At 32.9% G+C, this 21,814-nt stretch carries 30 protein-coding genes and 1 tRNA gene; 20 read left to right on the top strand and 11 right to left on the bottom strand.

What is annotated here, in order from left to right:
• The first annotated feature begins 140 nt into the window (after positions 1 to 140).
• A complete protein-coding gene (locus tag C5F47_RS01325) occupies positions 141 to 1,091 on the top strand; it encodes a replication factor C small subunit (RefSeq protein ID WP_179361132.1) in 951 nt (316 codons plus the stop codon).
• A gap of 3 nt (positions 1,092 to 1,094) precedes the next feature.
• Here the strand turns inward: C5F47_RS01325 and C5F47_RS01320 are convergent.
• From C5F47_RS01320 to C5F47_RS01310, 3 genes are all read right to left on the bottom strand, one after another.
• A tRNA-Ser gene (locus C5F47_RS01320) sits at positions 1,095 to 1,178 on the bottom strand.
• Positions 1,179 to 1,252: 74 nt separating this feature from the next.
• On the bottom strand, positions 1,253 to 1,801 hold the full coding sequence (locus tag C5F47_RS01315) for a 4Fe-4S dicluster domain-containing protein (RefSeq protein WP_179361131.1): 549 nt from the start codon (positions 1,799 to 1,801) through the stop codon (positions 1,253 to 1,255).
• A gap of 105 nt (positions 1,802 to 1,906) precedes the next feature.
• On the bottom strand, positions 1,907 to 2,416 hold the full coding sequence (locus tag C5F47_RS01310; RefSeq protein WP_179361130.1) for a 4Fe-4S dicluster domain-containing protein: 510 nt from the start codon (positions 2,414 to 2,416) through the stop codon (positions 1,907 to 1,909).
• Between the two features lie 129 nt (positions 2,417 to 2,545).
• Here C5F47_RS01310 and C5F47_RS01305 point away from each other — a divergent pair, with 129 nt between their 5' ends.
• Positions 2,546 to 3,211 carry a translation initiation factor IF-6 gene (locus tag C5F47_RS01305; protein WP_179361129.1) on the top strand — a complete coding sequence of 222 codons (666 nt, stop codon included), beginning with the start codon at positions 2,546 to 2,548 and terminating at the stop codon, positions 3,209 to 3,211.
• Here C5F47_RS01305 and hisS read toward each other — a convergent pair.
• From hisS to C5F47_RS01290, 3 genes are all read right to left on the bottom strand, one after another.
• Positions 3,192 to 4,475, bottom strand: a complete 1,284-nt coding sequence (gene hisS, locus C5F47_RS01300) for a histidine--tRNA ligase (RefSeq protein WP_179361128.1) — start codon at positions 4,473 to 4,475, stop codon at positions 3,192 to 3,194. The genes C5F47_RS01305 and hisS overlap by 20 nt on opposite strands.
• A gap of 193 nt (positions 4,476 to 4,668) precedes the next feature.
• Positions 4,669 to 5,082 carry a hypothetical protein gene (locus C5F47_RS01295; RefSeq protein ID WP_179361127.1) on the bottom strand — a complete coding sequence of 138 codons (414 nt, stop codon included), beginning with the start codon at positions 5,080 to 5,082 and terminating at the stop codon, positions 4,669 to 4,671.
• 55 nt (positions 5,083 to 5,137) lie between these two features.
• A complete protein-coding gene (locus tag C5F47_RS01290) occupies positions 5,138 to 5,695 on the bottom strand; it encodes an HD domain-containing protein (protein WP_179361126.1) in 558 nt (185 codons plus the stop codon).
• An 81-nt stretch (positions 5,696 to 5,776) separates the two neighbouring features.
• On the opposite strand from C5F47_RS01290, the gene C5F47_RS01285 reads away from it, so the two are divergent.
• The 6 genes from C5F47_RS01285 to C5F47_RS01260 are packed head-to-tail and all read left to right on the top strand — an operon-like array spanning position 5,777 to position 9,031.
• Positions 5,777 to 6,763 carry an aldo/keto reductase gene (locus C5F47_RS01285; RefSeq protein WP_179361125.1) on the top strand — a complete coding sequence of 329 codons (987 nt, stop codon included), beginning with the start codon at positions 5,777 to 5,779 and terminating at the stop codon, positions 6,761 to 6,763.
• A gap of 47 nt (positions 6,764 to 6,810) precedes the next feature.
• Positions 6,811 to 7,530 (top strand): hypothetical protein, encoded by a 720-nt coding sequence (locus C5F47_RS01280; RefSeq protein WP_179361124.1) that lies wholly within the window; start codon positions 6,811 to 6,813, stop codon positions 7,528 to 7,530.
• 56 nt (positions 7,531 to 7,586) lie between these two features.
• A complete protein-coding gene (locus C5F47_RS01275; protein WP_179361123.1) occupies positions 7,587 to 7,805 on the top strand; it encodes a hypothetical protein in 219 nt (72 codons plus the stop codon).
• Between the two features lie 35 nt (positions 7,806 to 7,840).
• The gene (locus C5F47_RS01270; RefSeq protein WP_179361122.1) at positions 7,841 to 8,026 is read left to right on the top strand and encodes a hypothetical protein; all 186 of its coding nucleotides are present in this window, start codon (positions 7,841 to 7,843) and stop codon (positions 8,024 to 8,026) included.
• Positions 8,027 to 8,074: 48 nt separating this feature from the next.
• On the top strand, positions 8,075 to 8,239 hold the full coding sequence (locus tag C5F47_RS01265; protein WP_179361121.1) for a hypothetical protein: 165 nt from the start codon (positions 8,075 to 8,077) through the stop codon (positions 8,237 to 8,239).
• Positions 8,240 to 8,284: 45 nt separating this feature from the next.
• A complete protein-coding gene (locus C5F47_RS01260; RefSeq protein ID WP_246271140.1) occupies positions 8,285 to 9,031 on the top strand; it encodes a thermonuclease family protein in 747 nt (248 codons plus the stop codon).
• 47 nt (positions 9,032 to 9,078) lie between these two features.
• Here C5F47_RS01260 and C5F47_RS01255 read toward each other — a convergent pair whose 3' ends face one another.
• Positions 9,079 to 9,432 carry a DUF6659 family protein gene (locus C5F47_RS01255; protein WP_179361120.1) on the bottom strand — a complete coding sequence of 118 codons (354 nt, stop codon included), beginning with the start codon at positions 9,430 to 9,432 and terminating at the stop codon, positions 9,079 to 9,081.
• 214 nt (positions 9,433 to 9,646) lie between these two features.
• Here C5F47_RS01255 and C5F47_RS01250 point away from each other — a divergent pair, with 214 nt between their 5' ends.
• From C5F47_RS01250 to C5F47_RS01240, 3 genes are all read left to right on the top strand, one after another.
• The gene (locus C5F47_RS01250; protein WP_179361119.1) at positions 9,647 to 10,300 is read left to right on the top strand and encodes a DUF4377 domain-containing protein; all 654 of its coding nucleotides are present in this window, start codon (positions 9,647 to 9,649) and stop codon (positions 10,298 to 10,300) included.
• 138 nt (positions 10,301 to 10,438) lie between these two features.
• Positions 10,439 to 10,684, top strand: a complete 246-nt coding sequence (locus tag C5F47_RS01245; RefSeq protein WP_179361118.1) for a hypothetical protein — start codon at positions 10,439 to 10,441, stop codon at positions 10,682 to 10,684.
• Between the two features lie 24 nt (positions 10,685 to 10,708).
• Complete coding sequence (locus tag C5F47_RS01240) at positions 10,709 to 10,846, top strand: hypothetical protein (protein ID WP_179361117.1); 138 nt, start codon at positions 10,709 to 10,711, stop codon at positions 10,844 to 10,846.
• 26 nt (positions 10,847 to 10,872) lie between these two features.
• Here the strand turns inward: C5F47_RS01240 and C5F47_RS01235 are convergent, their stop codons facing one another.
• Positions 10,873 to 12,492: an OmpH/Skp family outer membrane protein gene (locus C5F47_RS01235; protein WP_179361116.1), complete on the bottom strand. Its 1,620-nt coding sequence runs from the start codon at positions 12,490 to 12,492 to the stop codon at positions 10,873 to 10,875.
• Positions 12,493 to 12,643: 151 nt separating this feature from the next.
• Between C5F47_RS01235 and C5F47_RS01230 the strand changes: the two genes are divergently transcribed.
• The 4 genes from C5F47_RS01230 (at position 12,644) to C5F47_RS01215 (ending at position 14,856) form a co-directional block, all read left to right on the top strand.
• Complete coding sequence (locus C5F47_RS01230; RefSeq protein WP_179361115.1) at positions 12,644 to 12,928, top strand: hypothetical protein; 285 nt, start codon at positions 12,644 to 12,646, stop codon at positions 12,926 to 12,928.
• A gap of 294 nt (positions 12,929 to 13,222) precedes the next feature.
• Positions 13,223 to 13,828: a nitroreductase family protein gene (locus tag C5F47_RS01225; RefSeq protein ID WP_179361114.1), complete on the top strand. Its 606-nt coding sequence runs from the start codon at positions 13,223 to 13,225 to the stop codon at positions 13,826 to 13,828.
• Between the two features lie 26 nt (positions 13,829 to 13,854).
• The gene (locus C5F47_RS01220; RefSeq protein WP_179361113.1) at positions 13,855 to 14,178 is read left to right on the top strand and encodes a hypothetical protein; all 324 of its coding nucleotides are present in this window, start codon (positions 13,855 to 13,857) and stop codon (positions 14,176 to 14,178) included.
• A gap of 3 nt (positions 14,179 to 14,181) precedes the next feature.
• A complete protein-coding gene (locus C5F47_RS01215) occupies positions 14,182 to 14,856 on the top strand; it encodes a uracil-DNA glycosylase (RefSeq protein ID WP_179361112.1) in 675 nt (224 codons plus the stop codon).
• A 386-nt stretch (positions 14,857 to 15,242) separates the two neighbouring features.
• Here the strand turns inward: C5F47_RS01215 and C5F47_RS01210 are convergent, their stop codons facing one another.
• Positions 15,243 to 15,911 carry a hypothetical protein gene (locus C5F47_RS01210; protein ID WP_179361111.1) on the bottom strand — a complete coding sequence of 223 codons (669 nt, stop codon included), beginning with the start codon at positions 15,909 to 15,911 and terminating at the stop codon, positions 15,243 to 15,245.
• Positions 15,912 to 16,100: 189 nt separating this feature from the next.
• Here C5F47_RS01210 and C5F47_RS01205 point away from each other — a divergent pair, with 189 nt between their 5' ends.
• The gene (locus tag C5F47_RS01205; RefSeq protein ID WP_179361110.1) at positions 16,101 to 16,880 is read left to right on the top strand and encodes a DUF72 domain-containing protein; all 780 of its coding nucleotides are present in this window, start codon (positions 16,101 to 16,103) and stop codon (positions 16,878 to 16,880) included.
• Between the two features lie 110 nt (positions 16,881 to 16,990).
• Here C5F47_RS01205 and C5F47_RS01200 read toward each other — a convergent pair whose 3' ends face one another.
• Complete coding sequence (locus tag C5F47_RS01200) at positions 16,991 to 17,539, bottom strand: DedA family protein (RefSeq protein ID WP_179361109.1); 549 nt, start codon at positions 17,537 to 17,539, stop codon at positions 16,991 to 16,993.
• A gap of 126 nt (positions 17,540 to 17,665) precedes the next feature.
• On the opposite strand from C5F47_RS01200, the gene C5F47_RS01195 reads away from it, so the two are divergent.
• The gene (locus C5F47_RS01195; RefSeq protein ID WP_179361108.1) at positions 17,666 to 18,205 is read left to right on the top strand and encodes a DM13 domain-containing protein; all 540 of its coding nucleotides are present in this window, start codon (positions 17,666 to 17,668) and stop codon (positions 18,203 to 18,205) included.
• A gap of 25 nt (positions 18,206 to 18,230) precedes the next feature.
• Here the strand turns inward: C5F47_RS01195 and C5F47_RS01190 are convergent, their stop codons facing one another.
• Positions 18,231 to 19,181, bottom strand: coding sequence for an MDR/zinc-dependent alcohol dehydrogenase-like family protein (locus C5F47_RS01190; RefSeq protein WP_179361107.1), 951 nt, complete (start codon positions 19,179 to 19,181; stop codon positions 18,231 to 18,233).
• Positions 19,182 to 19,273: 92 nt separating this feature from the next.
• On the opposite strand from C5F47_RS01190, the gene C5F47_RS01185 reads away from it, so the two are divergent.
• The 3 genes from C5F47_RS01185 (at position 19,274) to C5F47_RS01175 (ending at position 21,799) form a co-directional block, all read left to right on the top strand.
• A complete protein-coding gene (locus tag C5F47_RS01185; protein WP_179361106.1) occupies positions 19,274 to 19,639 on the top strand; it encodes a VOC family protein in 366 nt (121 codons plus the stop codon).
• 41 nt (positions 19,640 to 19,680) lie between these two features.
• Positions 19,681 to 20,097: an archease gene (locus C5F47_RS01180; protein ID WP_179361105.1), complete on the top strand. Its 417-nt coding sequence runs from the start codon at positions 19,681 to 19,683 to the stop codon at positions 20,095 to 20,097.
• Positions 20,098 to 20,176: 79 nt separating this feature from the next.
• A complete protein-coding gene (locus C5F47_RS01175) occupies positions 20,177 to 21,799 on the top strand; it encodes an Ig domain-containing protein (RefSeq protein ID WP_179361104.1) in 1,623 nt (540 codons plus the stop codon).
• Positions 21,800 to 21,814: the final 15 nt, after the last annotated feature.

Below are 21,814 nucleotides of genomic sequence, written 5' to 3'. Positions count from 1 at the left end.
GTTAACAATTTAGTGAGATCAATTGATCCTAATTAATCACAGGCTGATCGCGCATAGTTTATGCACGATTTTGATTTTAACATATAGCATTACACAATAACCAATTCGGATTTATTAATGGGAATTAGCCCTTGATACTCATGTCTGCAACAGGTATGTGGGTAGAAAAATATCGACCAATGAAACTTTCTGAAGTTGTAAACCAAACTGAAATTATTGGTAGTTTAGAGGCTTTAATCAAAGATCCAACAGATATGCCACACTTGATGTTTTCAGGTTCTGCAGGAGTAGGAAAAACAACAGTCGCATTATGTATTGCAAGACAAATTTTAGGAGATTACGCTAAAGACTACACATTAGAGCTAAATGCATCAGACGAAAGAGGAATAGGCATGGTCAGAGAGAAAGTAAAGAAATTCTCAAGGTTTGCTGGAATGGCCGAAGTACCATTCAAGATTATCATATTAGATGAAGCTGATGAAATGACAAATGATGCACAAACTGCATTAAGAAGAATTATAGAAGATACTGCAAAAATTTGTAGGTTTATTTTCATAGCAAATAATATTTCAAAAATCATTGATCCAATTCAGAGTAGATGTGCCACATTCAAATTCACTTCAGTTCCTGAAGAGGATGTAATTGGTAGACTCGAAGAAATTGCCAAAAAAGAAAAGGTAAAGTCAGACAAAAAAGGCCTCAAAGCAATTTATGATTATTCAGAAGGGGATTTGAGGCATGCAATTAATTTATTGCAAGCAACTGCAAGTCTTGGTGGAATTACCGAAGAGAATGTGAAATCATCAGCTGGATTGACAAAGACTAGTGATGTTGATGAAGTTCTAAAAATTGCACTTTCTGGAAAAGTTCCAGAAGCTAGAGAGAAAATGATTGAGTTAATCAAAGTTTATGGAATGTCAGAATCAGATTTTCTAAAATATCTAAACTCTGCAGTGTTCAAATCAAAACATGATAAATTATCTGATATCCTAGAGGTAATTGCAAAATATGATTATAGAGTTCTAGTAGGAGCAAATTCTGAAATTCAATTATCTGCAATGTTAGCAGAACTAGCAAAAATAGAAAATTAAAAACGCAGAGAGAGGGATTTGAACCCCCGTATGCTTGCGCACACAGGCTCTCAAGGCCCGCGCCCTACCGAGCTAGGCGACCTCTGCAAAAAATCTTGTATAATAGCGGTTAAAATCTGTTGAGGTAAAATAGAAAAATAAGAAAAAAGAAAAAATTCTTTTTAATCGTGTGCGTGTGGGTTTTCAGAACCAGATTTCATAATTACATATGTTCCGGCTGCTTTCTCGTGCCATTCTTGGTTAGCTGATTCAATTCGAATAGCTCCTTCAGGACAGATTTCTTGACAAGCCATACAAACTGTACAATCGTGTTCTCTGATTGGTTGTGATTTGTCTGTATAATCTAATCTTTCGTCTTGTTCTGTCAAGCCAGTACCATCAAAAGTTTCCCCCATAACTTTGTCTGCAGGAATATCCTTTTCGGTTCTGTACCATTGGAATGTCTGAACTGGACATACACTCATGCATGAACCAGCTGCAACGCATGAATCCCAATCGACTGCAACAGTAGTACCATGAATTCCAAGAGGAACTTGTTCTTCTCCTCGGTCTGCATAGGCTGCTTTTACATCTTCGTTTGAGAATGCTGCACCATCAGTTCTTCCGTCACCCCAAATATAGTGGAAATTTTCACCATCGGAATGGTTAGTTTGTCCTTTTGGTTTAACATCGTTGTGACAAAAGTCTTCAGGTATTTGTAGATCTACCATGAAAAATAATGTTTTGAAATAATATTTAAATCTAGATAAAATTAGTGGAGACTAAATTTAAAAATAATATAAAAATTAAAAATTTCTAGGTTCTAAATTACAGATTTACAAAGTTTTTGCAGCACTTTCATGTTTTTCAACATTTGACTGATCGACTTTGATTGCTGCTGGCGGACAAACTGAAACACATGCCATACACCAGATACAATCATGTTCTCGGATTGGATCTGCTTTATCGGTTAGATCTTTTCGTTCATCTTTTACATCACTGCCAGTTCCTGCAAAGGTTTGACCAACAACATCTTTTGCTGGAATATCTTTTTCGGTTCTGTACCATTGGAATACTTGTACAGGACAAGCTTCAATGCAAGCACCATCTGCAACACAAGAATCCCAATCAACTGCAACCATTGTTCCACTAACACCAAGAGGAACTTGTTCTTCACCTCTTGCTGTATAAGCTGCAACAACATCTGCATCTGCTAATGTTTCAGCTTTTGAACCATCAGTGTTTGTAGTTTTACCTGGACCCCACATGATATGGAAATTTCCATCATCAAGGCTAATTTTTCCAGTTGGCTTTAGGCCTTCAGGAAAATTTTCTGCTATTGGCATGATACAATTTTCTTAGAGTTATTATTTAAAGCTAGATAGCTGTGTAATGAACAGACAAGTAAATTATCGATCAATTAGGAACGAAAGATTTCCTTACGTTCATAACGATCAAGGATCAATTCTCTGGATATGGATATTATCAAGTATGATGTGTATAGGGGTCCAAATCTAGGAGTTTACATTAGTGTAAATGATAGTATTGGATTAGTTCCAATGGGATTTGCTCAGACCAAAGCTGACAAGCTTGCAAAATATCTAGATATTGAAATTCATCATACTGCAATTGCAAATACAAGATTAATTGGGGCATTGTCTGTTATGAATAACAAAGGAGTTTTACTTCCAACTACAGCTTATCAAAATGAATATGACTATTTGAAAGCTGAAACTGATTTAGAAGTTGGAGTTTTAGATACTAAATTTAACGCACTTGGAAATGTAATCTGTGCAAATGATAAAGGCGCAATTGTATCTCCATGGTTATCAAAACAAGATTGTCAAACTATTTCAGATGTGTTAGGAGTTGAAGTTATTCAGAAAAAAATAGCTGGATTCAACCAAACAGGAGTGGTTCTTGTTGCAAATGATTCAGGTGCAGCCATTCATCCGGAAGCTGATGAGGAAGACATGAAAGTAATAGCCAATGTTTTAGGCACAAATATTGAACAGAGTTCGATTAATAACGGAATTCCGTACGTATCATCAGGCATATTGGTAAACAATCATTGTGTTGTGGTAGGTTCATTGACTAGTGGTCCCGAGATTATGATGTTAACTAGAGCTTTTCTAAATTAAGAATAGATTTTGGATCTTCTGTTAGTTTTTCTAGTGAAATAGTCCCTTCAGTTCCAGTTACCATATCTTTGAGAACAACATTTCCATTTTCTAATTCTTGGGGTCCAACTATGATTGCAAGTTTTGCATTTGTTGCAATATCCATTTGTTTTTTCATGTTACGTCCTGCCAAATCAATGTCAGTTGGAATATTATTTAGTCTAAGTAATGATGTAATAGAGTGAGCTACTTTTTGCATTTCTTCATTGATGTATAATACTGCAACTCTATTTTGATTTGATTCAGGGATTATTTTTTGTTCTTGCATGGTTAACATTATTCTTTCAACACCCCCAGCAACTCCAGTTGCACCAATGTCTTCTCTATTGAACGCTTTGGTTAATGTGTCGTATCTACCTCCACCAGCTAGTGCACCAAGTGTTGAATTTTTATCAAATACTTCAAAGACAATTCCGGAATAGTAATCTAATCCTCTAACGATTCCAAAATTAATTCTAACATTTGAAACTCCTCTGTTTTCTAATGAATCAATTAATGCTTTGAGTTCATCCCATGATTCTAGTTGTGTTGTATCAAACACATTTTCTACTTCTGAAATTGTTCCTTTGATTTGAGAAAATTCAAGAATTTTTTCTAGTTTTTCTGTGTCATATCCTTTCTCTTGAAATTCTTTTACAATTTGTTCTTGTGATTTTTTTGTAATTTTATCTACTGCACGTAAAATATCTGCAACTAATTCTGGTTCTTTAGAATCAAAAACCTTGTTGATATAAGATTCTACAAGATTACGATGATTGATATCAATTGTGATGTCTTTGAGTAATAGAGAATCAAATAATCGGGATGTTATTTCTATAATTTCGGCTTCTGATTCGAGACTAGCTTTGCCATAAACTTCGATATCCCACTGGTGAAAATATCGATATCGTCCCTTTTGTGGTTCATCATATCGAAACACTCCACCAAATGCCGAGATTTTTGCTGGAAGTTTCATTGATTTTTGAGAAGCAGCATATCTTGTGAGCCCCATGGTAAAGTCAAAACGTAATGCAACCTCTCTATCTCCTTTATCTTTGAAATAGTAAATCTCATCACGAATTCCAGGACCAGATTTCGTCTCTAGTGTAGATAATAATTCAATTGGAGATGGATCCATAAACGAAAACCCATACAAATTTGATAATTTCTTGAAATGTGATCTAATGTGTTCAATATTTGCATTTTCTTCACTCTCAAAATCTTTCATTCCTCGTGGTAGTTCCAAGATAATTAGTTCTCAATTGATTGTGATTTAGATATTTCTGTGATTACTGGCAATAGGCTTAAGTGAAGACAGAAAATTTGTAGAACGTCATCATGAGAATTACCATAAAAGATGGATGGAGTGAAAAAAGTAAAATGTCAATTATGGCAATAATTGGAAGTCTTGTTGTAATTATTGCTGTAGTAATTTTAGACTAGTTTCTTGTTTGATTAAATGCTGATAACCAATAATGCATAATTTTCCTATTCAACTCTACAAAGGCATCTGCATTATCATTCCAAGTTTTTGCATTGTTTTTCACAGATTCAATGTTTGAAATTGTAAACTTGTTCCATAACGATCGAAATTTTAACCCCTCCTCACTCATATTTTCAAAAATATCTTTAGCATCTTTTGAAGACATGAAATTGTATCCAGAAGTGCTTAGAAATTCTTTGTAAAGTGAAGTATTTGCAGTTACTGCATTTCTCCAGGTCTTGTAACATTCATTTTGTAAATCAAATAGAGTTTGTTGTATATGAGGAACTGAATGTTCAAGTTCTGTAAAATATTTTTTGTTTAGTTGATCTAATAAGTGAAATTCTTCTGAATTTTTATTTGCAGTCATGTTTCTTCTAAAAAATTAATGAATTTAAGAATATTGAAAAAAATTGAGGCTAATTTTACTTTGCTTTAATGGATATTGGTCTTTGACCATATTTGATGAAAATTAAATTTGCACTTTCTAAAAGAGATTGTACATATGGATAATGAGGATTTTCCATTAGATCATTTTTGATTATGCTTAGATAATGTCTTTTTTGTTTAACTTGTCTGAGTTTTTTTGATTTTGATGCTTCATAGTTTTTCAAATCACTCAAGTTTGCAGAAATATCACATAATTTGATTAATTTTGCACTAAAAGATGCTTCCTTGAGTTGTATAACATATGCTTGTTCTCTTTTTTTTCTAGTCAATTTCAGGTCTTTAGATAATGATGATACTAGAACTGTAATTTCACTTTCAAATTGTTCATACAAATCGTCAAAAGTTGTTTTAGTGTTTTCTATTGTGTCATGTAACCATCCAGCACAAAGAATTTGTTCATCAATTACACCCAAACTTTTGAGTCTATTGACTACATCATCTAGATGTTTTGAATATGGTGTGATTCCATCTGCTCTAAATTGGCCTGCATGTTTATTCTTTGCAAATAATTCAGCACTTTTTACTAGATCCAAAATAATATTCTACAATTAGGGGATTGTTTTCTTCAATATTAGCCAAGTAAACTATAATTTCGAAGAAAGTTGCATTGTAACATGTCAATTGAGAAAACTGTTCTTGCAGATGACCTTGAAATTTGTAGAATTCTTAATGGAATGTGGCAAGTTGCTGGTGGTCACGGTCAGATTGAAACGGATTCTGCAATAGCAGACATGGAAAAATATCAAAGTGGGGGATTTACAACTTGGGACCTAGCAGACATTTACGGACCAGCTGAGTCACTAATTGGAGAATTTAAAAGAAAAATAGGTCATGAGAAATTCCAGGCATTAACCAAGTTTGTTCCAAATCCAGGTCCAATGTCAAACAGTATTGTTACACACTATATTGAGCAATCATTACAAAAAATGGATACTGATTGTATTGATTTACTCCAGTTTCATTGGTGGGATTATAATGATACAAGTTATCTTGATGCACTAAATGTTCTATCAAAATTACAAAGTGAAAATAAAATCAAACATGTTGGATTAACGAATTTTGATACAGAACGCGTTAAAATTATGAAAGAACAAGGATATGAAATTGTATCAAACCAGGTTCAGTATTCAATTTTAGATCAGAGACCAGATAACTTGATGGCATCATTATTTGCAAAACATGGAATCAAAATTTTATCCTATGGAACTTTACTTGGAGGATTCTTCTCTGAGAAATATCTAGAAGTAGATGAGCCACACAGAGGGGATTTGGTTACATCTAGTCTTCAAAAATACAAAAACATGATAGATGTATGGGGGGGGTGGCAGTTATTTCAAGAATTATTGTCTGCATTAAATGAAATAGCAAAAAAACACAATTGCAGTATTGCAAATGTTGCAACTAGATTTGTTTTAGATAAACCACAAGTGGCAGGAGTAATAATTGGAGCAAGACTTGGAATTGCTGAACATAGAGATGATAACGCCAAAGTCTTTAATGTAAAGCTAGACCAACAAGATATCTCATTAATTAGTAGTATTTCTGCAAAAGCCAATGATTTGTTTGAGGTCATTGGTGATTGTGGTGAGGAGTATAGATAGAAATTCAGACATGGAAATTTATACGATAAAACTACTTTGGATGTTGTTTGACTGAGAAGGTTTTACCAAAAGAAGATTCTGATTTTAGTCTTCCAGGACGAATGGATGAGAGTAATTCTGCATATTTTGTACCGGAAATAGAATCAAAATCAAAGAGTAAATCACTTGTAATATTTGGAATAGCCTTTGTTTTAGTATCTACGGGGATTTTTGCATATTATTTTCTAAATCAAAGTGAAATAGATTCTGAAATTTTGGATAATTCTGCATTTAAGACATTAGAGGAAAGAATGGTGGAACATTACAGAGTAGGGCAATTTGGAAGTGATCATGCACATGCAGCATTGTTAGTCTTTGTTAATGGGGACCAGATAGATTTTTCACATCCACGATTTCAACTTCAAAGTAAGTATATTCATTTTGAAAATAACAATCCATATTTGATTCACAAGCATGCAACTGATGTTCCATTAGATATGCTGTTTTCATCATTTGGATTAGAGATAACATCAGAATGTATTGTGTTAAGAGGTCAAACAGATCTAAATCAAAACTGTATTGATTCAAAAAATTCTATGACGGTTTTGATAAATGGAAAATCATTTTCAAACATTAATCTATATGAAATAATACATAATGATAGAATTTTGATATCATTTGGAGATTCAAGTTTAATTTCAAATCAGTTAGAACAGTTAGATAAATTGGAAATTCATGATGTTCCAAAAAGCAGTAAATTAGTTCCAGAAAAAGATATTTCTGTTTAATCAAAAATAGTTCCAATAGATAGTGATCCTTTTAGGCAATAATTCAAAGAAAAATTATGGTTGATTGTGCCCACACGTGGAGAAAAAAACTAAGATTACAAGAACTAATGGTAATTGCTAAAAGAGAAATTGATGCAGGTGAAGATATTGATTTGGTATATGAAATATTGGAAGACGAAATGGAACTACGTTGGAGATTTGTAGGCAGTACAAAGCGACAATACATTGATGATATCAAGAAAATTTTGGCAAATCAGTACGTGTTAACTGTGTAAAAGAGACTTTTATTGAATAAAGTGATACTAAATGTATGGTACTAGCATATATTGGAATTGCTATCGGTATTTTACTGGTAATTATTTTGATTGTCAAAATTTCAAGAACCAGTCCCCGCGAGGTAGCAGGGATTGACGTTTATTGTAAAAAGTGTGGTCTTGAAACCAGAGGATTGAATTGTCCAAAATGTGAAAGAAAATCCCAATCATTTGGAGTATAGTTCACATTGTGTAGTGATGCTTTTAGGGAATGATTTCAGATTTTGTTCATGTCAGAGTTAATTACAGAATATTTTACTTGTAAAAAATGTCATCAGAATTATTCTATATCCATTGATGAAATGAAAGACATACCAACCATGTGTAATGATTGTTGGTTAAAAATGAATATTTGGGAAAAATACGAAGACTCAGATTTGAAAAATGTTTGTTAGATTGTAACAACAAATGTTTAAGTTCAAAAATCTTGATAAATTAATGTGAAGCCCATATCTATTGCAGCATTAGTTGTTGTACCATTTGTATTGTTTATTGCAGCAGGTTTGGTGTATCAATCACAAACTGGAACAGACATTGTTACAGGGGAGAAAACAGGTCTTGCAGCAAATGAAGTTGGAGAAAAAGAATTTGAAAGTATTTTAAAAAATGAAATAGTCGTATCAAAACAAGATTTTGATTCTCATAAATGTTCAGGAGAAGCTAAATGCATTTCACAACTAATTACTAAAATTGTGGATGGCGATACAATTCATACCTCAAACTACAAAATCAGATTATCTCTAGTTGATACTCCAGAGAAAGATGAACCTGGATTTGAAAAAGCAACAGAATTTACGGCTCAAATGTGTCCTGTAGGAAGTCATATTACAATTGATCAAGATGATTTACAACCATATGATCAGTATGATAGATTAATTGCACATGTTTTCTGTGAAGGGAAATCACTAAATTCAGCATTACTCTATAACGGACTAGCAGAAATTTCTACAGAATTTTGTATTACCAGTGAGTTTGCTGACAAATCATGGGCTCAGAGATATGGATGTGAAATAGAATCAGAACCAGTTTCAGAAATTTCTGATTGTGATTCATCTTATCCAGACTTTTGTATCCCAGTAATCCCTCCAGATTTAGATTGTGGAGATATTTCTCAAAAAAGATTCACAGTATTACAACCAGATCCTCATAGATTTGATGGAGATAAAGATGGAATTGGTTGTGAATAATTTAAGATTAATTTAGATTGAAGTACCGTTGGGTTATACCGTCTAGATTATGAACATAAATTCATGATCTTTTGAGCAGTCTTATCAATATCCACATTGGGTTCTGCTGAAATAAAGAGAACTTTATCATCATATAGAAAAGTAAAAGTTACCACATTCTTTCGTCTAGCAGCTGCATATTCTACAGGTCCTAGATTGTCATCAAAATCTTGCCTAGTTCTAATTCTTAATACTGCTTCAATGAACATTTTTTTACGTTCATCTTCATTTTTTAGAGGTTTAATCCCATCTGAAAATGAACCTACAACAAGGTTTCCCATCATGTCTAAAAACCCTGCAAAACGAATTTCAGGTTCTTTTGAAAGTAATTCACATTTTCGATTCAGGGATTCATCAGACATGCTTGATTCATTAGAAGGCTATTGATAAAAACCGTCATTTAATTTTCAATATTGAATATTATGTCTACAATAGGCTTAAGTTTGGATTTTTTGCAGTATATTTTATGGATCTTAATGAAATACTCACAAGAGAAAGGGATTCTCTAAGAGATGAGAATATTGAATTAAGGAAGAAGATCAAAGAACTTGAAACAAAAATTGAAGAGTTGAATAAATGAAAACTCTAATAATTATTGCAATAATAATTTCAATTGTTGTAGGAATTGCATTTACAGTTTTTTTAATTCCATCAATGGAACAACAAAATCATCAAGACATTGATGAGGAAGAACGGGAAAAGATTGCATGGCAATTATTACAAAAAACGTACCTTGAACAAGAATGTAGAGAACAATACATGGGTCAACATGAAGGACTACAAGATTGCTATGATCGTATTGATGAAGAACAAAGATTGAATCCACCCATCAAACCCCAAGAATCAGAAACTTGTTCAATTCAATGTCTTATTTATGATCCTGTTTGTGGCCAAGATGGAATCACTTACAGTTGTGGTGTTGAAGATGCAGCATGTCATGGAATAGAAGTTGAACATTTTGGAGAATGTAATTCATCATCTGAAACAAAAATTTTGTATGTTAATTCTAAATTAGAAGATTGTGTGGGAGTTAGCCCTCAACAATGCATGTTGATTAAAGAAAATCAAGATGCAGAGTGGGAAATGTTTTACGATAATATACATGGATTTGATTATCAAGAAGGTATACAATACAAATTGCATGTGATGATATCCCAAATAGAAAATCCTCCAGCAGATGGCTCATCATTAAAGTATGAATTAATAGAAATTCTTGAACCTCAAAACTAAATTCTGAAATTAAGTCTTAATAGATTAATAAAAAATTAATAGTAGAAATGTTGATTTTTCTAACATTAAATTCAGGGATAGTTTCTTCTCTGAAAATTAGGGATGTAGTTTATTTGGTAATTATTTAAGGAAAAAATAATGAAATCAGAATCAATTGATATTCTGAAAAGTGAAATAGATTACAAGCTTGGTCGCATAGAATTTTTTAAAGAAAGATTAGGGTTATTGGAAAACAAGGAAGATAGAGAATATGATCAATCGGTTAGAAGGCTTGCAAAATTAAAAGAGGAAGTCAGGAATCTATTACAAATAATGAAATTTGAAGAAGCTATAGAATTTAATGAATACAAAGAGATTTTTGAAAAACTAAAAGCTAATGCTTAAGTTCGTTATTCACATAAAGAATTTGTGACTAGAATTTGTAAAAAATGTGATGTTGAGATGGATGTGATGTCTTTGAAAGTGAAAAGACGAGGAAATGATATGAAGAATATTCCAGATGAATACTATTGTCCTAAATGCGACCATACAGAATATGAAAATTAATTCATTTAAAATAAAAAAGAAAAAAGTTAGTTAGCAGGAACTACTATTCCTCTATCTATCATCTTAAGTGCTGTATCTGCTTTAAGACACATTGGAACACCGTTTGATGCTTTCATTACTAGGCTAAATCCTTCACGACATTCAACTTCTGCAGCATCAATGCCGGCAGCAATTTGTGTACGTGGAGTAATCCATGCTAATTGCAGGTCTTTTGCCTTTTCAATGAATTCTTCTCTAAGTTCTTGCTTTTCTTCGTCAGTCAAATCAGATGAGTTTGCGCGGAGTTCTGCCTTGTAGGCTTTCATCTCAGCTAGTCTATCATGAATTTCAGATTTACGTTCATCAGAGATATTGTGTTTCATGTGTTTCATATGATTTTTGAACTTCATTTTGAGTTCTGACTTTTTCTCGTCAGTCAAATCACCATGTTTTTCAATGAATTTCATCTTGATTTCTTCTCGTTTCTCATCAGAAATGTCACGTTTGTCCATGATCATTGCCTTGATTCGGTCAGATTTTTCAGATAATTTCATTGCATGTTTTTTGTCCATGATTTTGTCATGCATTTTGTCTTTCATTTCACCATGGTGCTCTTTCTTGTAGTCTTCTCTTTCTTCAGGTGTCATTTTACACCATTTAGAAATTCTATCAAGTTTAGCAACATCAGTGATTTCTGCTGCACGGTCAGATTCTGCCATTGCACATAGTCTATCATAGTCCATGTGTTTTTTGTCAGTCATCTTGTCATGCATTTTATCAGACATTTTATCATGCATCTTATCTTGCATGTGTGCTTTGTATTCATCTCTGTGCTCCTCAATGAAATCCATTCTATCATCTTCATCTAGTGAACAATATCTGTTCATTTTATCTATGTGATCTTCTGCTTTGTCATGTTCTGCGACATATGCTCTTCTATCCTCATCGGACATTTCACAGTATTTCTCTAGATGTTCTCTCATGTCTTTTTTGTAATCCATGCGATAATCTTTAGAATAATCTCTGAGTTCAGCTCTGATTTTGTCTCCATGCTCTTCGATTAAATCATCGATTGCATCTTGTTCATCCTCAGACATTTCACAATAATTTGCTAGTCTGTCTGTAAATGGTGCAAGTCTTGGATGATCTGCAAGTAATTGACGTTTTTCTTCGTCATTTAGTTTACAATAATCATCTAGTAAGTCATCAAGATCAAAATCATTTTCGTATCTGTCATCGTCGTCGTAATCATCGTCATCATCGTCTGTATTTGTAAAGACTGTACCGTCATCGGTCATGCATTGTTCTGGGTATGATTCCATAATTGGATATCCAGCTTCAACACAGTCTTCAAAATCTTCAATAATGTCGTCTAATTCATCTTCTAGTTCATCTCTAATTTCTGGATCAATTGCATCCATGACATCCCATAATGATTCTTCACGTTCATCATCGTCTTCTATTTCACAGATGATTACAAGTTTTTCTGCATAATCATCTAGATCGTACTTTGATATGGTATCGCTACGTTCATCAAGTGTCATTTCACAAAAGTCTTCTAAAATATCATCGAGATCATCTGATTCAGCAAATGCTGTGTTTCCAGCAGTAACGCCAGTAAACATAATCAGTGAAAAAACAACGCTTAGAAGTTGTGTACTTTTCATTGTGATTTTACGAGTTTTTTGAATATAAAGCGTATCGTAGTATAGTGGAGGATCTTTTATTACAAATAAGACATTTTTATCCAATTTCACGCCTGACAGTCATGAATCTTTTCTACTTTTCTCTTAAATAGAATAATTTGAAATTTTTCTTGTGACTAGACAAGTCAACAAGAAACCTGTTGGTCTGACAATAGTGATGGCAATGCTATTAGCTATTGCACTAGGATTTACTGATTTGGTATCAGAAGATCAAGCAGGTTCACTAGTTCACGAGTTTGGAGAGCTTTTAGAAGGTGTAGAGGCTGAAATTTTATCAATTCCAAATGATACAGCACCAGATCTAAACACAGCAGATACAATGCAGACTGAAACAATTTATTCAGAGTTTGCATATCTACACGCCTTTGACGAAGTAATTCGGAAACAAATTCTCTAAGTACTCGATTGTTTCCTAGTGGAAACTAAATTCAGAGTACTATGTTTTGTATTTTATTTTTTAGTACTCTGTTCCCAAATTTTTTTAGAGTTGTAATTTTTGAACACACATTTTGTTAAGTAGAAAAATTGTAAGATATAATATGAAATATATCGGAACAACAAAACTTGAGCATGGAATTGTGATTCACTATGAAAATAATTGTGGCAACATAGAGTCACATTTTATTGAACATAATTCATAAAAATTCAAAGCATGCATAAAGTACTTACGTAGAATGAATTATCAAGTTGTATGGATACATTTGATGCCATTAAAGAACGCCGTTCTGTAAAACATTATGATCCTAATCACAAACTAACAGACGATGAAATAAATCAATTAATGTCACTAGCTGTACTATCTCCCACTTCATTTAACATGCAAAACTGGAGATTTGTTGTTGTAAAAGATTCAGAAGTTAAAAAACAAATCAGAGCAGCAGCATGGGATCAAGCTCAAGTTACTGATTCATCATTGCTTATTGTCATTTGCGCAGATTTGAAAGCATGGAAAGATAATCCTTTACAATACTGGATAAATGCTCCTAAAGAGACTCAAGATTTCCTAGTATCAGCAATGGGGCCATTTTATGAAGGAAAAGAACAATTGCAAAGAGATGAGGCCATGAGATCTTGTGGAATTGCAGCTCAGACCATAATGCTTACAGCAAAGGCAATGGGATATGACTCAAATCCAATGATAGGTTTTGATCCTGATAAAGTCGCAGAGATTATCAAACTACCAGAAAACTACGTAATATCGATGCTAATGGTAGTAGGAAAACAGACCAAATCTGCAATGCCACGTGGAGGACAACTGCCACTTGACAAAGTAGTATTTAATGATAGATTTTCATAAAAGCCTATAGAGGATATTACTAAAACATGACTAAAACTCTCTATACGGACAAGCATTTGTCAATTTTTGAGGATAAAATCCGCTTCAAATCATGGGTTTTACCCTGGGGCAAAAAAGATGTGATGATCAGTCATATCAGAAAAGTTTCAGAAAAAAAGATGGGATTGTTTTCAGGAAGATTCAGAATTTCAGGATCAAATAATTTTAGAGACTGGTTTCATTTTGATGCTTCACGACCTACAAAAAATAAAGCAATTGTTTTAGAAACTGATTACAAGATATACAAAAGATTATGGATTACCCCGGAAAGACATGTTGCTGCTTTTAATATTCTAAAAAAACTTGTTTGATTCATGACAAATAAATCTAGTTTAAAATCAATTGTATCTTTAAACAAAAAAATTGCTGGTTGTAAAAAATGTCCTAGATTATCAGTATACATTAAAGAGGTTGCAAAAAATAAAGTTAGACGATTCAAAGATCAGAAATATTATGGAAGGCCATTATCAGGATTTGGGGATATTAATGCACAATTGCTAATTGTCGGATTGGCTCCAGCAGCCCACGGAGGAACTAGAACCGGCAGGATGTTTACAGGGGATTCCTCAGGAGATTGGCTAGCCAAAGTGATGCATAAACAGGGATTTGCATCTATTCCAACTAGTCAAACCATTGATGATGGATTAATTTTACACAATGCATACATTACAGCTGCAGTAAGATGTGCGCCACCTCAAAACAAACCAACTCGTGAAGAAATGAATACATGTTTTAATTTTTTGCAGCAAGAAAAAGAAATTTTAAAAAATGTTACAGTAATTCTGTGTCTTGGTAAAATTGGTTATGATGCAGCATGTAAATTGTATGGAGTGAAACCAGAAAAATTTGGTCACAACAAACTCTTCACATATGATGGATTCAAAATTCTAACATCATACCATCCATCAAAGCAAAATACACAGACAGGTAGACTTAGCTGGACTCAATGGTCTGCAGTATTTGCAAAAGCAAAAAAACTAACAAAATAGAAGACAGAAGTTTTCTGCGGGTTATCCTTTACAAGCCAAGCAGTATGCATTGACATGCAAAACGACAATAGGATATTGCGTCTGGATATTCAAAGTTCTGTCTTCAACAATTATTGGTCATAATGAATAATAAAGCAGATCAACAGGATCTTGTAAATTTGTATATAATTTGTCTAATTTTCAAATAAATTTTAAGAATTTATCTAGAACTCTTTAAATTTTATTTTATCTAACTATGATTGACGAGGACTGTCATACTTGCTGAAATTCAGAGAGTAAACTTTGAGGAAGTGAGCAGATAGGAAAAAGGAAGACATGAAAAGGGTACAAGTATCCAGAATTCAGAAGGTCTTCCATTATACCTCGTTTCCTATTTCGTTGAAATTCTAAACAAATGGATATACTGATTGAAATCCATCAAATATTGCATTTCTTAATGTATTTGCAAGATTTGATATTACATTCATTTGTTCACGAATAATTAGATTTTTGTTGTGTAATTCATCTTCCAATTCTGCAATTTTTTTCTCCAAAGAATAAATTCTATCTACCTCATATTGAGAATTTTTTAAAAAGTCATCTGAAGGATTGGTCTTAATTGGAACTTCTACAAGAATTGTTTCTAGTTTATCAGATAATATTTCAATTCTATCTTCTCCTGCATAAGTCCACAAAGGATCATTATACAAAGAGATACAACTTTCCACCATCTGAACATTTTTTTGAATCTTAAAGTTTACTTCATCTAAGAATTGGTATTGGGAATGCCAATCTTCACATTTTTGAAGATTTTGTAATCTAATTTTCATCTCATCTTGAAGCTCAAAAGTTAACGCAGTTTCTGCATATTTTTTCCTAATTTCAGATGAGCATTCTCTTTTTTCAACAGTCTTTGATGCATCAGTCAAAGAGTCATTTGCCATAATTTTATCCTCACATTCAAGAATTTCTGCTCTAATTTTTTCTTCATCTTCATCAAAATGAACATTTTGAGCATAAACGGGTATTGTAGATACTGCAAATAAGAACATCATCAAAATCGATAGTTTTCTCATTAAAAGATCAGAATAAACTTTGCATATAACCAGCACGTAGAAGTTATCAGTATTCTCTAAATACAAAATTCACATTATCATATTCAGTTGGAGCTCTCACCAAACAACTAACCGTTGTTGGTCTTAAGTTCCAATATTTCTATAATCATTAACCTTAATTGTAAAAGCAAAAACAATGAAGCATATACCATGAATATTAAAGTCGGCTGTACTGGTTGGAGCTATCAAGGATGGTCTGGAGCATTTTATCCCAAAAATCTAAAGAATTCAGAATGGCTAAAATATTATTCTCAAATATTTGAGATTACAGAAATCAATTCAACATTTTACAGAATTCCTGCACAAGAGATTGTCAAACGATGGAATACTGACACGCCTAGACATTTCAGATTTACTGCAAAATTTCCTTCAATTATTACTCACGAAAAAAAACTAGATAGGGTAAATTCAGAGGTTTTTTCATTTTTATCATCTTTAACTCCGATTCATGAGAAAATTTCGGCACTAATACTTCAACTTCCTCCATCATTATCCTTTGAAGAAGCAAAACCTAGACTAGGTGAACTTTTTGATTTACTTCCAGATAATTTCTTGTACCCTATTGAAGGAAGACATGAATCATGGTTTTCTGAAGAAGCTATAATATACCTTAAACAAAATAAGCACTGTCTAGTTTGGAATGATGTTGCAGGAGTAAACAACCCCATGCCAATAACTTCAGATTACATCTATGTGAGATTAATTGGAGATCGTTCAATTCCAGATTCAGAATTTGGTAAAGTTTCCAAAAATAAAGAGAATCTTATTTCAAATTGGGCAAAAAAACTCCAAGAAATTAATGATATTCCATTAGCAATGGTAATGGCAAATAATCACTTTGAAGGGTTTGGTCCAGCAACTGCAAACTCTTTAAGAATGAAATTTGGAATGAGAGAATTAATTTGGGAAGAAAAAAACAAAAAACATTAGGTAATTTTTAAAAACAGAAATTCTTCAACTACTAGGGGAGTATTGAAGAATTCCTGCTATCATCCAGCCAAACAATTAGGATGTTACAGTAAATAGGGTGTTTTTGATATTTAAGGCAATGGTGTTATTCCACTAGTGCTAAGACCTATTGCTTCACCAAAATAATATCCAGACAAAATAGTTCCAGAAGACCAAACTAGAGAACCTGCAAACGTATATGTTACAAATTTAGGAATTTTCATTTTAAGTAATCCAGCGGGAATAGAAATCATTTCTCTCATTACTGGAACCATTCTTCCCAAAAATACTGCCTTGTCACCATATTTTTCAAACCAAATTTCAACTCGTTCTAATTTATTTTCATTTACTTTTACATATTTCAAATATCGAAGTAAAACCACACGACCGAGTTTTAATGCAATTAGATAGATAGCAGATGTTCCAATGGTTGCACCAATAGCTCCAAGAATAATCATCGGAATTAATCCAAATAACGTAATACCTTGTTGTGATGCAAGAAATCCAGCAGTTGGGAATATTGCTAAAGTGGGAATTGGTGGAACTATAGTTTCAAGAAGGGCAGCTAAGAAAATCCCTTCATAAAGATGATCTCCTAAAAAATCGGCAATCCAAATCAGAAAAGAATCAAAAGGTTCCATTTGTTTCTGGGAATGAAATCTTACTAAATTACCTTACTAGAAATAGATTCCTTCCAAGTTTTTGTGCCTAATAATATGGACAAGATTTGGAATATTTCCTATATACCAAAATCTTATGATTGAATCATGAATAAATTAGTAGGAATTGCAATTTTGGCAATCATTGTTGGGGGAGTTTCAGTGTATGCAGTATCGCCATATTTTACAGAATCAACTATTGATGAATCAATTCCAACTGGTGCAATAATTCAATCAGAAATAAAAAATAATGACATGATTGTTTCGCATGATAAAGAATCTGTGATGGAAGAAGAAGCTATGATGATGGAAGAAGTAATTCCAGTTTCTTATGCAGGTACATTTGTAGGAGTAGGAGATGGAATTCATGATGCTCAAGGAAATGTATTTACTATTCCATTAGAAGATAATTCAAATATACTTAGATTAGAAAATTTCAAATCAACAAATGGGCCAGACTTGTATGTTTACTTGGCTACAGATGATAATGCATCAGAATTTATCAATTTAGGAGAACTCAAAGCAAATAATGGAAATCAAAATTATGAGATTCCAGAGAATAGTGATCTAAACAAATACAACAAAGTATTAGTATGGTGTAAAGCATTTGGTGTTTTGTTTGGTAGTGCAGAATTATCAACTCAATAATTCCAAAAACTAAAAAAGTAATTTTTTAAGGTTTTAGAAATACCTTCAAAGTATCAGGTTTTTTAGCATGTTTGATAGCTTCTGAGAATTTTTCTAAAGGAAAAGTAGAGTCTATCATTGAATCAACTGAAATAATTCCAGATGCCAAAGCATCAATTGCGGGTTTGAATAATCCACAACGAGATCCAATCAAAGTAATTTCATTAACTACCGTAGGAGTCAGATCAAGATTTTCTCGTGATGCAATTGTGGATTTTAAAATGACAGTTCCTCGGGGTTTAATTAATTTCATAGTATCAGCAAATCCAGAATTACTTCCAGTAGCTTCTACTACCAAATCAAAGGATTGTTCATCAGAGGGTTCAATTCCAATTTTTATCTTTATTCCACTATTTACTAGACTTTCAAGCTTACTAGCATGTCTGCCAAAACATGTTAAATTTGGACAGGTTAATTTTAAAACTTGAATTATTAGTTGTGCTAGTCTCCCATCACCAACTACTGCAACACTCCATTGTGGTTGTAATGTCACTTGTTCTTTTATTTCAAAAGCAGCAGCTAATGGTTCAACAAATACAGCTTGTTCATCAGTAATTGAATCAGGAATTACATGTAGATTTTTTTCTGGTAATGAAAGAAATTCAGCAAATGCACCATTTCTTTTTAAAATTCCAAGAACAGTTCTATTTGGACAATGTCTATCCATCCCTTTTTTGCAAGACTCACATGAACCACATCCAGCATTAATTTCACCTACAACACGTTTCCCAATTAAATTAGAGTTTTCAGCTTTTTCTACAGTTCCAACAAACTCATGACCTAAAATTCCATCATATGCCATGTAGCCATCTAAGATTTCTAAATCAGTTCCACAAATTCCAGCTAAATTGACTCTAACCAATACTTCGCCAGATTTAGGATCAGGGTAATCATTATCATAGTTCATGGTTTTTCCATCAAAACTTGTTGCTTTCATGTAACAAATGATGTTGTTTTCTAATTTTAAAATAGTGAAATTTACAAATGAAAAAAGCTCATTTTTAAATATTGTAAAAAAATTATACAATCATGCCAAGAATCTCATGGTTTGATGTTCCAGTGGATAATCCAGATAGAGCTCAAAAGTTCTATGGCGATGTGTTTGATTGGAAATTTGAGAAATGGGATGGTCCAATGGATTATTGGATGGCAAAAACTGGAACAGAGGAACCAGGAATTGATGGTGGTATGTCAAAAAGAATGCCAGGACAGATGGGAATGACAAATACAATTACAGTTCCATCAGTAGATGAATATGCTAAAAAAATTACTGAAAATGGAGGACATTTGCTAATACCCAAAATGGCAATTGTAAAAGTTGGATGGTTTGCTCAATGTACAGACACTGAAGGTAATATGTTTGGCATAATAGAAATGGATGAGAAAGCCGAGTAAGACCATCTAAATTAATAATTAGCAAGATTACAAATTTTCAATTGAGTTACAAGTTTTTAGATCATGCAACAGATGCAATAATAGAAGTTACTGCAAAAGATCTCAAAGAAGCGTTCAAAGTAGCTGCTGATGCAGAAATCAATCTTACATTAGATCAGGATAAAGTGGAGGAAAAAGACCAGAAACAGTTTTCTGCTAATGGAAAAGATCTTCGTTATCTTTTATTTAGTTGGTTAGAAGAAATTCCATTTGTCCTAATTACTGAAGGGTTCGCAATAAAAAGAATTGAATTTGATATCAAAGAAAAAAACGGATACGAAATTAATGCTATTGCATATGGGGAACCATTAGATGTGAAAAAACACAATTTCAAAGTGGAAATCAAGGCTCCCACATTTTATGACATGGAAATTAGACAAGACAATGAAGTTTACATGAGATTTTTGCTTGATCTTTGAATTGTGTGAATAATTCTTTGCAATTCCCTAGAACAAATTATACGTGTTTTTTAAAAGACTTGACCACAAAATTACTATTATGAGAACAAATCTAGGACTATTTTCAGTATTTTCACTAATTCTTTTAATGATAATTCCAGTCTATGCAGATGTAACCTCTGTAACTATTGACAAAGAATCATTTTCAATTGATGATAAATTTACAATTTCAGGAACTGTGGATGATGAAGGAGGTGTAATGATAGCAGCCCCAATGAAAAAACCAAATGGTGATACATTATTTAGAAACGCATTTTCAACTGGTGGGGAATTTACTTTTACTCCAGTTAATGCAGACGATTTGTTTAATGGAGGTGAAGGAACCTATATTATTACAGTCTTTACGGAATATCAACAACCTGTAAACGGCACTGTAATTAAAATTGAATATAATAATGGAATTGCATCAACATTACCAGACTTTGAATTAATTCTAAAAGAAATTGGAAATAAACAAGTAGATGAAAATGAAAAATTATCTTTTACTGCAAGTATTACAGATTCTCAAATTATAGATGAAGAATATTCATTAGACAAACATCCAAGTGGTGCAACTATCAATAAAGATACTGGAGTATTTTCTTGGACTCCAACTGACACTCAAGCAGGAGGATATATTTTTGATATTGTTGTTAATGCAGGTCCACTTGAAGATAGAGAAACTATCACAGTTACAGTTATTGATAAACCGGTTACTACAACACCACCTGTTCAAACAACTCCAGAACCTGAGCCAGAGCCAGAACCAGAACCACAGCCTAAAGAATTAGGACTAGCATCATTTGTGGATGAAACTAAAGATCCACAAAGTTATGTTGACAGATACAACAATGAGGCAAGCTACAAGAAATGGTTTGACGATAATTTTGCAGAGTATGATTCTATTTACCAAGCAGTTGGATTGGAAGAACCATTACTTATTCCAGCATCATTTGTGGATGAAACTAAAGATCCACAAAGTTATGTTGACAGATACAACAATGAGGCAAGCTACAAGAAATGGTTTGACGATAATTTTGCAGAGTATGATTCTATTTACCAAGCAGTTGGATTAGAAGAGCCAAAAGTATTAGCACCATTTGTTGATCCAAATCTAGATCCGCAATACTATATTGATAGATACAACAAGGAAACCACATACAAAGATTGGTTTGATGAAACATATCCTGACATTACAATTTACGAAGCAGTTGGATTGGAAGAACCAGAAACCATAGAACAAGAATTTGGAGAATGTGGTGAAGGAACCGATCTTGTTGATGGAATGTGTGTGATTGTTGATAATTCTGAAGGTGGAGGTTGTCTTATTGCTACTGCAACATATGGCTCAGAGATGGCACCACAGGTTCAATTGTTAAGAGAAATTAGAGATAATCAATTGATGAATACAGAATCAGGCATCTCATTTATGACAGGATTCAATTCATTGTACTATTCATTCTCACCACATATTGCAGATATGGAAAGAGAGAGTCCAATATTCAAAGAGATAGTAAAAATTGGAATTACACCATTACTATCAACATTGTCTCTAATGTCATATGCAGAATCAGAATCTGAAGTGTTAGGATATGGAATTGGAGTTGTTTTGATGAATCTAGGAATGTATGTAGCAGCTCCAGCAATAATAATTTTCAAGACTAAAAAATATATCAAAATCTAAAAAAATCTTCAGATA

The organism is Nitrosopumilus cobalaminigenes, assembly GCF_013407145.1.
In the GTDB taxonomy this organism is placed as follows: Archaea; Thermoproteota; Nitrososphaeria; order Nitrososphaerales; family Nitrosopumilaceae; genus Nitrosopumilus; species Nitrosopumilus cobalaminigenes.
This window is presented reverse-complemented; position numbering and strand designations above follow the sequence as displayed.